Annotated in this window: 12 protein-coding genes, 1 tRNA gene and 2 pseudogenes; 9 read left to right on the top strand and 6 right to left on the bottom strand. The window is 52.3% G+C overall.

Translation table 11 applies throughout. The features are described from left to right. Positions 1-50 precede the first annotated feature (50 nt). From ubiA to HC231_RS20800, 5 genes are all read right to left on the bottom strand, one after another. Complete coding sequence (ubiA, locus tag HC231_RS20780; RefSeq protein WP_208228572.1) at positions 51-914, bottom strand: 4-hydroxybenzoate octaprenyltransferase; 864 nt, start codon at positions 912-914, stop codon at positions 51-53. Positions 915-938: 24 nt separating this feature from the next. Next, positions 939-1460 carry a chorismate lyase gene (gene ubiC, locus HC231_RS20785; protein ID WP_208228573.1) on the bottom strand — a complete coding sequence of 174 codons (522 nt, stop codon included), beginning with the start codon at positions 1458-1460 and terminating at the stop codon, positions 939-941. A gap of 333 nt (positions 1461-1793) precedes the next feature. Next, the gene (groL, locus tag HC231_RS20790) at positions 1794-3446 is read right to left on the bottom strand and encodes a chaperonin GroEL (RefSeq protein WP_208228574.1); all 1653 of its coding nucleotides are present in this window, start codon (positions 3444-3446) and stop codon (positions 1794-1796) included. Between the two features lie 46 nt (positions 3447-3492). Then, the gene (locus HC231_RS20795; protein WP_208228575.1) at positions 3493-3786 is read right to left on the bottom strand and encodes a co-chaperone GroES; all 294 of its coding nucleotides are present in this window, start codon (positions 3784-3786) and stop codon (positions 3493-3495) included. Positions 3787-4005: 219 nt separating this feature from the next. Further along, entirely contained in the window at positions 4006-4476 is a 471-nt protein-coding gene (locus HC231_RS20800) for an FxsA family protein (RefSeq protein WP_208228576.1), read from the bottom strand. 384 nt (positions 4477-4860) lie between these two features. On the opposite strand from HC231_RS20800, the gene aspA reads away from it, so the two are divergent. The 9 genes and pseudogenes from aspA to ccdB all read left to right on the top strand — a co-directional run bounded on the left by aspA (position 4861) and on the right by ccdB (position 11527). Further along, positions 4861-6300 (top strand): aspartate ammonia-lyase, encoded by a 1440-nt coding sequence (gene aspA, locus HC231_RS20805; protein ID WP_208228577.1) that lies wholly within the window; start codon positions 4861-4863, stop codon positions 6298-6300. 183 nt (positions 6301-6483) lie between these two features. Further along, positions 6484-6816 (top strand): divalent cation tolerance protein CutA, encoded by a 333-nt coding sequence (gene cutA, locus HC231_RS20810; protein ID WP_208228578.1) that lies wholly within the window; start codon positions 6484-6486, stop codon positions 6814-6816. Next, entirely contained in the window at positions 6792-8510 is a 1719-nt protein-coding gene (locus HC231_RS20815; RefSeq protein WP_208228579.1) for a protein-disulfide reductase DsbD, read from the top strand. The genes cutA and HC231_RS20815 overlap by 25 nt, the downstream gene beginning before the upstream one ends. 313 nt (positions 8511-8823) lie before the next feature. Beyond that, positions 8824-9399, top strand: a complete 576-nt coding sequence (locus HC231_RS20820; RefSeq protein ID WP_208228580.1) for a transcriptional regulator — start codon at positions 8824-8826, stop codon at positions 9397-9399. A 128-nt stretch (positions 9400-9527) separates the two neighbouring features. Further along, a tRNA-Phe gene (locus HC231_RS20825) sits at positions 9528-9603 on the top strand. Between the two features lie 161 nt (positions 9604-9764). Then, positions 9765-10514: pseudogene (locus HC231_RS20830) on the top strand (tyrosine-type recombinase/integrase); the annotation flags it as partial. Next, positions 10469-10942, top strand: a pseudogene (mobC, locus tag HC231_RS20835) (MobC family replication-relaxation protein); the annotation flags it as partial. The pseudogenes HC231_RS20830 and mobC, both read left to right, overlap by 46 nt. Positions 10943-11000: 58 nt before the next feature. Further along, a complete protein-coding gene (gene ccdA, locus HC231_RS20840; RefSeq protein ID WP_208228581.1) occupies positions 11001-11219 on the top strand; it encodes a type II toxin-antitoxin system antitoxin CcdA in 219 nt (72 codons plus the stop codon). A gap of 2 nt (positions 11220-11221) precedes the next feature. Further along, a complete protein-coding gene (gene ccdB / locus HC231_RS20845; protein WP_208228582.1) occupies positions 11222-11527 on the top strand; it encodes a type II toxin-antitoxin system toxin CcdB in 306 nt (101 codons plus the stop codon). A gap of 258 nt (positions 11528-11785) precedes the next feature. On the opposite strand, the gene HC231_RS20850 is transcribed toward ccdB, so the two are convergent. After that, a protein-coding gene (locus HC231_RS20850; protein ID WP_208228314.1) for an IS3 family transposase occupies positions 11786-12948 on the bottom strand; the annotation gives its coding sequence in 2 pieces (ribosomal slippage) (positions 11786-12690 and positions 12690-12948; 1164 coding nt in all). Between the last annotated feature and the right edge of the window lie 3 nt (positions 12949-12951).

A 12951-nucleotide genomic window follows, 5' to 3' on the forward strand; every position in this document is an offset into this window, starting at 1 on the left:
GAAAGGCGGCGATGATATCGCCGCCTTTCTTATATCTATCCGCCGCCCGTTTACAGGCCGAGCAGCACGCCGATAAACAGCGCCATGCCGACATAGTTATTATTCTTGAACGCCCGGAAACACGCGTCCCGTTCTCGTCCGGCGATCAGCGTCTGCTGATAAACAAATAGCCCGGCCGCAATCAGCAGCGCCCCGTAAAATAACGGTCCCAGCGATATCATATAGCCAAGAGCCGCCAGCAGCAGCAGCACGCCCAACTGCAGCAAGCCAATAATCAGCGTGTCAAAGCGGCCAAACAGGATAGCGGTGGATTTAACGCCGATCTTGAGATCGTCATCCCGATCGACCATCGCGTATTGGGTATCGTACGCCACCGTCCAGCAAACATAAGCCAAAAACATCATCCAGCAGGTTGCGGGCAGTGATTCGCTAACCGCCGCATAGGCCATCGGAATCGACCAGCCGAACGCCGCGCCCAGCACAAACTGCGGCAAATGGCTGACGCGCTTCATAAACGGATATATCCACGCCAGCGCCAGCCCGGCAACCGAAAGCCAGATGGTCATCTTGTTCAGCGTCAGAACCAGGCCGAATGCCAACATAACCAGCACCACAAACAGGACTTTTGCAGACAGCTCGCTAACCATGCCGCTGGGCAGCGGACGTGAAGCCGTGCGCTTCACGTGACCGTCAAAATGGCGATCGGCATAATCGTTGATCACACAACCCGCCGCACGCATCAAAAAGACGCCGGCGACAAAAACCAGCAATGTCCACGGCTCAGGCGCGCCTCGTCCGGCCAGCCACAACGCCCACAAAGTCGGCCACAGCAACAATAGAGAACCTATCGGCTTATCAATACGCATCAACCGACAGTAAGCCAACCATTTCCCCGCTGTTACACTTCTTTCCAACGGACTAATCTCCTCAATTACCGGCTAGCCTTCGCGGCCATCCGTCAAATAAAGCGGTGCCTCTGATAAAAACAGCTCGGTCAACAACAGTGGATGACCAGAAAGGCACAAACGGGAACGCCGCGCCCACAACCCGTCACAGAGTCCGGTATGTATATAATCACGCGTCAAATCGTCATGCCGAAAAAGATAACGCCCCAGGGGCTCATTACCGATTTTTGTCAGGTCGATACCGGCGCCCCCCAGCGTTTGCCGGGGAATCAAAGTGCGGCCGAATAACCAGGGACGCCCGTCGCCATAAAGCACGACTTCACGCAGCCAATAACGGTCGCTGACGGGCAGGAGCGCCAGCTCATCGTTCAATTCCCCCGGCGGGATAAAGCGCTCATTGCGAACGGATACCGTCAGCCGATCGCAATATCCATCAAGACGCTGCGTCATTGAATCCGTTTCCATCAGCCAGTCTTTGATGCGCCCAGGGATTATCGCGGGCGGTTCGATAAACCATTCAATCGTGTGCAGGGAAAATTGCAACCCATCAGACATTATCCCTACTCCACTCAGGGGTGATTGGTAAATAAAGTAAGCGCTTCATATTGTAGCGCAGAATAGCGCTCTGATAACACGTTCTAAACCTATGGTTACCTGATACGACAGTATTTCCTCAACTTAACCAAGGCAGTAGAAAGTCAAAAAATAGAATAAAAATCAAGGAGAAAATTAAACGGGAAACAGGGGCGGCGGCTAGAGGATGACAAAATAAAAGGCGCTGACCGGTGTTATCCATCAGTCAGCGCCTTTTGTACAGCATAGAAGAAACAGCTGTAAAGCCGGTCAAGCCGCCATCAGAACATTAGCCCTCATGACGGCGACGCCGCATTACATCATTCCACCCATACCGCCCATGCCGCCCATACCGCCGGCCGCGCCTAAATCTACCTTTTCTTCTTTCGGCAGATCGGTAACCATACATTCGGTGGTGATCATCAGACCAGCAACGGATGCCGCGTATTGCAGAGCGGAACGGGTAACTTTGGTTGGATCCAGGATACCGAAGTCCAGCATGTTGCCGTATTCTTCAGTCGCCGCGTTGTAGCCGTAGTTGCCTTCGCCCGCTTTAACGTTATTGGCGATAACGGAGGCTTCTTCACCGGCGTTAACCACGATCTGACGCAGAGGCGATTCCATTGCGCGCAGCGCAACTTTGATACCTACGTTCTGATCTTCGTTGTCGCCTTTCAGGCTAGCCGCGGTGATAGAGGAAGCCGCGCGAATCAGCGCCACGCCGCCGCCGGCGACCACGCCTTCTTCCACTGCCGCGCGGGTGGCGTGCAGGGCATCTTCAACGCGAGCTTTCTTCTCTTTCATTTCAACTTCAGTTGCGGCGCCGACTTTGATAACGGCTACGCCGCCAGCCAGTTTAGCCACACGTTCCTGCAGTTTTTCTTTATCGTAGTCTGAAGTCGCGTCTTCAATCTGCTGACGGATCTGAGCAACACGACCTTCGATAGTCGCCTGGTCGCCCACGCCATCGATGATGATGGTGGTGTCTTTGTTGATAACAACGCGTTTGGCCTGACCCAGATCTTCCAGCGTGGTTTTTTCCAGTTCCAGACCGATTTCTTCGGAGATAACCGTACCGGCGGTCAGGATAGCGATATCCTGCAGCATGGCTTTACGACGGTCGCCGAAACCAGGAGCCTTAACAGCGGCCACTTTCACGATACCGCGCATGGTGTTGACCACCAATGTCGCCAGCGCTTCGCCTTCAACATCTTCCGCGATGATCAGCAGCGGTTTGCCTGCTTTAGCAACGGCTTCCAGAACCGGCAGCATTTCGCGGATGTTGGAGATTTTTTTGTCAGCCAGCAGGATGTACGGGCTTTCCAGCTCAACGGAACCGGTTTCCGGTTTGTTGATGAAGTAAGGGGACAGATAACCGCGGTCGAACTGCATACCTTCAACAACGTCCAGTTCGTCTTGCAGGCCGGTGCCTTCTTCAACGGTGATAACGCCTTCTTTACCGACTTTTTCCATCGCTTCTGCAATCAGTTTACCCACGGTTTCGTCGGAGTTTGCAGAGATGGTGCCAACCTGTGCGATGGCTTTGAAATCGGAGCAAGGAACAGATTGTTTTTTCAATTCTTCAACCGCGGCGATCACGGCTTTATCGATACCGCGTTTTAGATCCATCGGGTTCATGCCCGCGGCAACGGCTTTCAGACCTTCAGTGATGATGGACTGAGCCAGTACGGTTGCGGTGGTGGTGCCGTCGCCTGCCGCGTCGTTCGCTTTAGAGGCAACTTCTTTAACCATTTGCGCGCCCATATTTTCGAACTTGTCTTCCAGTTCGATTTCACGCGCTACAGAAACGCCGTCTTTAGTGATGTTTGGCGCACCGAAGGATTTATCCAGTACAACGTTACGGCCTTTAGGGCCCAGAGTAACTTTCACTGCATCAGCCAGTACATTCACGCCGCGCAGCATTTTTACGCGAGCGTCATTACCGAATTTTACGTCTTTAGCTGCCATTGGTGTATTTCCCTTAAATTCGTTCAGTTCAGATGATTACGCGTAATTACGCTTCAACAATTGCCAGAATGTCGCTTTCAGACATGATCAAGACTTCTTCGTTATCGATCTTCTCTGACTTCACGCCATAGCCATCATTGAAAATAACAATATCGCCTACTTTCACATCCAGCGGCTTAACTTCACCATTTTCCAGGATGCGCCCATGGCCGATGGCCAGTACTTCACCACGGGTAGATTTACCTGCAGCGGAGCCGGTCAGAACGATACCGCCAGCAGATTTGGACTCAACTTCTTTGCGCTTGACGATCACGCGGTCATGCAATGGACGAATTTTCATTGATAGCTCTCCTTTGAGAAAGTCCATATCAGTTTAGGATAAACGCCAGCTATGCCTTCATATCTGGCCTTGTGGTGTTTTAAGTGGGGGCAATTCTTTTTCCTTCAAGGGGGGAAATTTATTTTTTTTGCACCGAATGGCGTTTTTTGCCGCAAACAAAATAAAAAGTGATTTTTATCAAAAAGATAACCACTTTTCATTATGTGACTAATCTAACACTCAGCGATCGTCGTTTTCATCCCGATGGTCAAGATTTCTGCGCACATCGTCCTTACGCTGATACTCGCCTTCAAACGTATTGCCGCCAGACGCCGACGCTCCGGGGCCGGAACGCCAGATATGCAAGTGCGGCATCAACTTGAGGGTCAAACGCTTTTGTACCGGCGGCAACAATAGCAACAGCCCCAGAAAATCAGTGAAGAATCCGGGAACCAGCAGCAGAAAACCCGCCAGCACCAGCGATACGCTTTTTACCATCTCCGCCGCCGGGCTTTCACCCTGCGCCATCTTCTGTTGCATTTGCACAATCGTTTTCATTCCCTGATTGCGCACCAGCGACACGCCGATACAGGAAGTGAACACCACCAACAACAGCGTTATCGCCACGCCGAGAACCTCCGCCACCTGGATAAACAGCGATATCTCTATGTAAGCGAAAAGAAAAATTAACAGCAACGGTAACCAGCGCACCTGATTCTCCTATTTGTGAAAACGCCTGTTGTTAAAAACAAACGCGATTGTTGTAAACAAATTATGTTATTGAAAACAAATATGACCAGGCATCACTGCTCTGCACATTATAATCTACTGAGATGGTAGCGCGATCAGCTATTTTCAAGCTATGACACAGCTATTTGTTATCTGAAAGTGGTGAGTCGTGACGACTATCACAGTTCATTTATCTGAGTGTAATGGAAAGATCAGATAGTGATCTAGGCTACTATTTTTTTTGATATATACAGCATATCATAATGCAAATGAACGTAGATTCAGTCGATAACTCTACAATCGCCGCCTGTGATATTGCAATTAGTTCAAACAATTTCTAGTCAGCAGAATATAGAGAAGGCTCTCATGTCAGATAACATTCGTATTGAAGAAGACCTGTTAGGTACCAAAGAAGTTCCCGCGGATGCCTACTATGGTGTTCATACCTTACGGGCTGTCGAAAATTTTTACATCAGTAACAGTAAGATAAGCGATATCCCCGAATTTGTACGCGGTATGGTCATGGTTAAAAAGGCCGCGGCGCTGGCGAACAAGGAACTGCAAACTATCCCGCGCAAAATTGCCGATGTCATCATCCAGGCCTGTGATGAGGTACTGAATAACGGCAAATGCATGGATCAATTTCCAATAGATGTTTATCAAGGCGGCGCGGGCACCTCGGTAAATATGAACACCAACGAGGTGTTAGCCAATATTGGCCTGGAATTGATGGGGCACCAAAAAGGCGAATACCAATATCTCAATCCAAACGATCATCTGAACAAGTGCCAATCGACCAACGACGCCTACCCCACCGGGTTCCGCATCGCCGTTTATGCTTCTATTCTGAAACTGATCGATGCGCTGACACAGCTTGGCGATGGCTTCGAACGTAAGGCCAAAGAATTTGAAAACGTATTGAAAATGGGGCGAACCCAGCTGCAGGACGCGGTTCCCATGACTTTGGGCCAGGAGTTTCACGCTTTCAATGTGTTACTGAAAGAAGAAAATAAAAACTTGCTGCGTACCGCGGAACTGTTGCTGGAAGTGAATCTCGGCGCGACGGCCATCGGCACCAGACTGAATACGCCGGATGGTTATCAGCAGTTGGCGGTACAGCGCTTGGCGGAAGTCAGCGGCCTGCCCTGCGTTCCGGCTGAGGATCTGATTGAGGCGACCTCCGACTGCGGGGCATACGTTATGGTTCACAGCTCGCTTAAACGCCTGGCCGTGAAGCTGTCGAAAATCTGTAACGACCTGCGCTTGCTCTCATCCGGGCCGCGGGCCGGTCTGAACGAAATTAACCTGCCGGAATTGCAGGCCGGTTCGTCAATCATGCCGGCCAAAGTCAACCCGGTCGTTCCGGAAGTGGTCAACCAGGTATGTTTTAAAGTGATCGGCAACGATACCTGCGTCACTATGGCTTCCGAAGCAGGGCAACTACAGTTAAACGTCATGGAGCCCGTTATCGGTCAGGCAATGTTTGAGTCAATGCACATTCTGACCAACGCTTGCTACAACCTACTGGAGAAATGCGTGAACGGCATTACGGCTAACAAGGAAGTCTGCGAGGCATATGTCTTCAACTCTATCGGCATCGTCACCTACCTAAACCCGTTCATCGGCCATCACAACGGCGATATCGTCGGCAAGATCTGCGCGGAAACCGGCAAAAGCGTCCGGGAAGTCGTATTGGAACGCGGTCTGCTGACGGAAGCGGAACTGGATGACATTTTCTCCACCCAGAACCTGATGCATCCGGCATATAAAGCCAAACGTTACACCGACGAGAGCGATGCCTCTTAATTTCTGACATCATTTTTAAGGCGCGCCGGTTCCCCAAGGAACGGCGCGTCTTTACTTTATTATGCTTGGGAACTTTTATATCGGTCGTCCGGCATAACGGCCAACCAAGTCAATCCGCATAATTCCCCTCCTCATATAAAGCAAGGTATAGTGTCCCTATGTTCACCTTAAACGGAGGCCACGATGTCAGACCGCCCTGCTTGCGATGCCGTCGTTATACTCTGCACCGCGCCTGATGAGTCTTGCGCGCAGCGGCTCGCCGCGTCATTACTGGAAGCGAAGCTCGCCGCCTGCGTGACGCTGCTGCCCGGCGCCCGCTCGTTTTATCACTGGGAAGGCAAACTTGAGCAACAATCAGAAATACAAATGCTGATCAAAAGCGATGCCTCACATCAGCAGACTCTGCTGACTCACCTGAAACAACATCATCCTTATCAGACGCCGGAACTGCTGGCGTTGCCGGTATTGAATGGCGATAACGATTATCTGACATGGCTCAACGCATCTTTACGCTGATTTTCCTGTTCCTGACCGCACTCGGCGCGACGACCGCGGCGGCCTCCCCCTTTGACCCAAACGACTTTGGCAGTAGCCAGGGCTCGCCTTTTTTACCGGTCAACCGAGCCTTTGCCTTTGATTTTCAGCAGCGGAATGACCGATTAACCGTTCGCTGGGAGATTCAACCCGGCTATTATCTCTATCGCCAGCAGATAAAACTGGAGGGCCGCGATGCTGTTCTTGGTCGTGTCGATTTACCGGCGGGCGCCAGCCATCAGGATGACTATTTCGGTCAGGTTTTCATTTTCCAGCGGCAGGTGTCGTTCACCATTCCGCTGCTTCAGGTAAATGAAGGCGCAACGGTCAAAGTCACCTATCAGGGCTGCGCGGAAGCGGGTTTTTGCTACCCGCCGGATACGCATATCATTCCGCTAAGCCAGATTGTCCAGGCCGCAGGCGGGGGCTCCGCGCAACGCCCGCCGTCATCTGAGACGCCGCTTCCCTTCTCCCCCTGGTGGGCGCTATTGATTGGCATCGGCGTCGCGTTTACCCCCTGCGTGCTGCCCATGTACCCGTTGATATCCAGCCTGGTGCTCGGCAGGGAAACGCGGTTGACGCCCCTGCGCACCTTCTGGCTATCGATGACTTATGTGCAGGGGATGGCGCTGACCTACACGCTGCTGGGATTAATCGTTGCCGCCGCGGGACTGCGTTTTCAGGCCGCGCTGCAGCATCCGTACGTTCTGATAAGCCTATCGGCGCTGTTCATCGCGCTGGCGCTTTCAATGTTCGGTCTGTATACCCTGCAACTGCCCTCCGCCATGCAAACCCGCCTGACGGCATGGAGCAATCGTCAGCAAGGCGGTTCGCTGACGGGCGTATTCAGTATGGGCGCGCTGGCGGGATTAATCTGCTCCCCGTGCACCACGGCGCCGCTTAGCGCAATCCTGCTTTATATTGCGCAAAGCGGTAATTTATTGGCGGGAGGGGGTTCGCTGTATCTATATGCATTAGGAATGGGTCTGCCGCTGATTTTGGTCACGCTGTTCGGCAACCGGCTGCTGCCACGCAGCGGCCCGTGGATGCAATACGTCAAGGAAGCGTTTGGGTTTGTCATTCTGGCGCTGCCCATTTTCCTCCTTGAGCGCATACTGGGCGAAAGCTGGGGGGTAAGGCTGTGGAGCCTGCTGGGAGTCGCCTTTTTCGGCTGGGCGTTCACGCTGAGCCTACGCAGCCGTAAAGGATGGATGCGCGGCGTTCAGCTACTGCTGCTGGCGAGCGCGCTGGTTGCAACGCGGCCGCTGCAAGACTGGATATTCCCGCCAGCGGGGTCTGAACCGCGGCACGCCTCTTCCGCCGTCAGTTTTACGCCGGTGGCCAACGTTGCCGGTTTGGATAATGCGCTGGCGGGAAGTCATCAACCCGTTATGCTCGATCTGTACGCTGATTGGTGCGTAGCCTGCAAAGAGTTTGAAAAATACACCTTCAGCGATAGCAATGTGCAACGCCTTTTATCGCGAATGACATTATTACAGGCCGACGTGACCGAAAATAAGGCGGAACAGAACATGTTGCTGAAGCGGCTACAGGTTCTGGGGCTACCCACCATTCTGTTTTTCGATGCGCAGGGTAAAGAGATCCCCGGCTCGCGCGTCACCGGTTTTATGGACGCGGAGAAATTTCAGGCGCATTTGCAGAAGTTCAGTCCGTAAACGACACTATTCATACCCAATAGATTTCGAGTTGCAGGAAGGCGGCAACCGAGTGACAAATTCGTCGGGAACGAATTTGACCAGCCAACGGCTGGCCTTCGGTGAGAGACAGGATGTCTCTCATTAATTCCCAGGAGCTTACTGAAGTAAGTAACTGGGGTGACAAATCTGCCGGGAGCAGATTTGAACGCCGCTGGCGGCGGCCCCACTGGGGCGAGGCCCAGGGAAGGGCCAAGTAATTAGGCAGCCAACGCACCTGCAACTTGAAAGATGAAGGGTATAATCCGACAACCGCTTTTCTGGAGGAGGCCCAATGCAACGGGAAGAGGTTCTTGAACACGCACTCACGCTATTAGAGCAGCACGGTTTCGCCATGACCACTCTGGAAATGCTGGCTAAAAAACTGGACGTTTCCATAACGGAGTTACTGCCGTTTTGGCCCGATCGCGAAGCCCTGCTTTATGATAGCCTGCGCTATCACAGCCAACAGGTTGATGTCTGGCGGCGACAGCTTCTGCTGGATGAAACCAAAAGCACTGAGCAAAAACTCCTGGCGCGCTATCAAGTGCTGCATGATGCGGTAAAACAACAGCGTTATCCCGGCTGCCTGTTCGTCGCCGCCTGCAGTTTCTTTCCGGATATTAACCACCCGATACATCAGATCGCAGAGCAACAAAAGCAGGCATCCTATCGTTATACCCGAGACCTGCTGGAAGAGCTGGAAACTGACGATCCGGAAATGGTGGCTCAGCAGATGGAACTGATTTTGGAAGGATGCTTAAGCAATCTGCTGGTAAAACATCAGGCATCAAGCATTGCAACGGCGCGGCGGCTGGCTGAAGATGTTCTTCGCTTTTCGCTATGTCGTAAAAACGGGGCATTAACCTGACATCGGAAGCAATAAGAAGCGCGGCTTGCGCGCGTTGGCTGAAAAGTCGACAGTCAGTAGGGTTTTCCACGCATTAACTAATAAACCCGTTGACGACAAGCAGTCAATACGGTTTAATGCGCCCCGTTGCCCGGATAGCTCAGTCGGTAGAGCAGAGGATTGAAAATCCTCGTGTCCTTGGTTCGATTCCGAGTCCGGGCACCACCTTTCCTTTTTTATGCTTCCTTATCAATTCCTATGTGTATGTAATTCAATAAGTTGGCGTAAAAATCTTTTCCGATGCGTTTTGATTTATCCCTTCGTATCGGGGAATTTGTGGGTCAGATTGCGGGTCATTCAGTTCGATGAACGGGAGTGACCCTCATATGTTAACTGACAGCAAAGTCCGATCCGCGAAATCTCTCGCAAAATCTTACAAGCTCACCGATTCGCAAGGTCTGTACCTCACGGTATCCACCAGCGGCGCTAAGCTATGGTATTTCCGCTATCGCCTCGGCGGTAAAGAAAACCGTCTGGCCTTTGGCCCTTACCCTCAGACTACGCTGGCGGAAGCCCGCGAAAAGCGCGACGCGGCGCGTAAGCTGCTGGCGTCCGGCATCAGCCCTGCCCTGATCCGCAAAACGGATAACACCATCGTTGATGAATCCCGCACCTTTCAATACATCGCCACCGCATGGCACACCAGTTGTCTTAAGCTCTGGTCGGACGCTCACGCCGATAAAATTCTTACCTGCCTGAAACGCTACGTTTTCCCCGCGATTGGCGCAATGGATATCGCACAGGTTGAAACCCGCCATCTGGCACAGCTTGTTAAGGCGATTGACGATCAAGGCGTGCATGACGTCGCCGGACGGGTGCGTCAGCATCTGACCAAAATCATGCGCCACGCCGTACAGCAAGGAGTAATCAAATATAATCCGGCTTACGATCTGGATGGCGTCGTAACCCCTGTTGTGACCCAACATCATCCCGCCCTGCCGCTAAAACGCCTGCCGGAACTGCTGGAGCAGATGGATAACTATAAAGGCCGGGCGCTGACCCGTCTGGCGCTGGAGCTGAGTCTGCATGTTTTCCTGCGCGGTTCGAGCCTTCGAAAGTCACTGGCTGGACGCTGGAGCATCACCTTGATAACCAGCGTGCCCGGATCATTCTGGAGAAGAAAGGCGCTTATGGATGGGTTAGTGGCGCTTGTTCAACGTTTCGCAGTCGCTATCAGGTATATCATCGCCCGGATGGAGTGAGAACGTTACCAGACGGAATCGTTATCACCGTTGAAACCGAGCGCCGCCTGAAAACCAAAGCCCGCTACCAGTCGATTATCACCAGCCATTTACTGGCGCGTACTCAGCAACACTGGATGTACGTTTTCTATATCGTGCCCAACCCGCAGATAAAACGCGCGATTGAGCTGCTGTTCAATAGCGTCAAACACGTCATAGTGAATCATCAGCACATCCCGCTGAAAGCAAAGCACCGCCATGTTTTTCGGGTCTATGCATTTGAGGAGTTGAAGCAGTTAGAGTTGAATTTTTATTTTGGCTAATTGCTGAACAATTATGCGAAGTATATACTCACAGTGTGTATAAGAGAGGATCACTATCATGAAACACCGCGTCAGCGTTACCGTAGACAAAGACAATTATCAGGTTCTGAGTGCTGCCGGAGTCAACATTTCTGGTCTGGTGAATGACGCCATTGGCAAAGAAGCCCGCCGTATCAAGGCTGAAGCATGGAAGAAGGAAAACCGCGAAGGAATGGAAGAAGTCGCCCGATTTATCGAACAGCATGGCTCGTTTGCTGATGAAAACAGGAACTGGTGATCATGCAATTCATTGTTTATCAATACAAACGCGCCAGTCACTACACAATGTTTGTCGATGTACAAAGTGATATTGTCGAGACACCAAAACGTCGCATGGTCATCCCACTTATCGAGTCACATCACCTGTCTGAGAAAGTGAATAAAGTGCTGTTCCCTCTGATCCGCATCGACGGCGAAGATTATCGGTTGATGACCACTGAGCTATCAAGCGTTCCCGTTGAAGTCATTGGTGAGGCTATCGCGGATCTTGGCGAGTATGCCGATGAGATTAAGGATGCTATTAATCTTATGTTTTGGGGGATTTGAGGGGACTCGAGATCATTCGTTGAATTCAGTCTTATCTATAACGATGCTCTCAAATTAGCTTTTGATGGATACCTCTAAAAAAGAATGGTGTGATTTATCGAGATACTTACAACAGCCACTTCGGCAACATCAGTCCGGAGGACTTTGAACTGGCTCCGTCCGTGAAGACAGAATTTGTCTACTCTCGTGGGGGGGCCCAATACTCAAAAAGTATTGGTTCAGTCAAACTGATCTTGCCCAGCAACGGTGGACACAGCCTTAAGCGAGGTTTCTTTCCTCAAATTGCACCGGGCTTAGCCCGCCGTTGGCACTATGCCGTCGGTGCCGATTGTAGTCTATCTCGATATACTCGAATACCGCCGATTTCATCTCCTCCCGCGTGTTGAACCTCTCACCGTGGATTAGCTCCACTTTCAGACTGTGGAAGAAGCTTTCCGCACAAGCGTTATCGTAGCAACAGCCCTTCGCGCTCATACTGCATATCAGTTCATTGTCTTTGATAACACTCTGATAATCATGGGAACAATACTGGCTCCCTCTGTCAGAGTGAACTATCACGCCGCGCGGCATCTTTCGCCGCCACAGCGCCATTTTCAGCGTATTGCACGCCAGCTCCGCCGTCATTCGTTCCGACATCGACCAACCCACCACCCGACGCGAATACAGGTCGATAACCACCGCCAGGTACAGCCAGCCTTCCTCTGTCCACAGGTAGGTGATATCCCCAACGTACTTCTGGTCCGGCCCCGTAGCACTGAAGTCCTGTTGCAACAGGTTCAACGCCACCGGCAGGTTATGCCGGCTGTTTGTCGTGGCTTTGAACTTGCGCGCCGCTCTGGCCCGTAATCCCTGACGTCGCAGACTGGCCGCCACCGTTTTACGGTTCCAGCCATGACCGGCTTCACGCAACTCCTGCGTCAGGCGGGGCGCGCCATAGCGCTGTTTGGCCTGTATAAAAGCTTGCGCCACCCGCTCATCACACTGCTGGCGGCGCATCTGCCGCGGTGAGGGGGATTGCCGGCGCTTCAGCCAGGCATACCAGCCGCTGCGCGAGACACGCAGTACCCTGGCCAGACTTTTCACTGAGAACGCCGCCTGATGCTGTTGTATAAAACCGTACTTCACTTCAGGCGTTTGGCGAAGTAGGTGGCCGCCTTTTGGAGGATAGCCAGCTCCTCATCCCGCTCGGCGAGTTGACGTTTAAGGCGGGCATTTTCCGTGGCCAGTTGCTGCTCACGCTCAGAGGTGGAGCCCTGCTGACGTTGTTTACTGCGCCAGGCGTAGAGTTGAGAGTCGTGCAGGCCGAGTTCCCGGGCGGCTTTGGCGACGCCGATGCGCTCAGCCAGCGCCAGCGCCTGCTGGCGAAACTCCGGGGTATATTGATTACGGGATGTCTTCTTCACAGATTTTGCTTGCGTCATGGT

It is taken from the genome of Brenneria izadpanahii (assembly GCF_017569925.1).
Classification (GTDB): domain Bacteria; phylum Pseudomonadota; class Gammaproteobacteria; order Enterobacterales; family Enterobacteriaceae; genus Brenneria; species Brenneria izadpanahii.

Excerpts from the sequence above, each read along its gene's own strand:
- ubiC (WP_208228573.1), bottom strand. The coding sequence starts at position 1,460 with ATGTCTGATGGGTTGCAATTTTCCCTGCACACGATTGAATGGTTTATC.
- groL (WP_208228574.1), bottom strand. The coding sequence starts at position 3,446 with ATGGCAGCTAAAGACGTAAAATTCGGTAATGACGCTCGCGTAAAAATG.
- HC231_RS20795 (WP_208228575.1), bottom strand. The coding sequence starts at position 3,786 with ATGAAAATTCGTCCATTGCATGACCGCGTGATCGTCAAGCGCAAAGAA.
- aspA (WP_208228577.1), top strand. The coding sequence starts at position 4,861 with ATGTCAGATAACATTCGTATTGAAGAAGACCTGTTAGGTACCAAAGAA.
- cutA (WP_208228578.1), top strand. The coding sequence starts at position 6,484 with ATGTCAGACCGCCCTGCTTGCGATGCCGTCGTTATACTCTGCACCGCG.
- HC231_RS20815 (WP_208228579.1), top strand. The coding sequence starts at position 6,792 with ATGGCTCAACGCATCTTTACGCTGATTTTCCTGTTCCTGACCGCACTC.
- HC231_RS20820 (WP_208228580.1), top strand. The coding sequence starts at position 8,824 with ATGCAACGGGAAGAGGTTCTTGAACACGCACTCACGCTATTAGAGCAG.
- ccdA (WP_208228581.1), top strand. The coding sequence starts at position 11,001 with ATGAAACACCGCGTCAGCGTTACCGTAGACAAAGACAATTATCAGGTT.
- ccdB (WP_208228582.1), top strand. The coding sequence starts at position 11,222 with ATGCAATTCATTGTTTATCAATACAAACGCGCCAGTCACTACACAATG.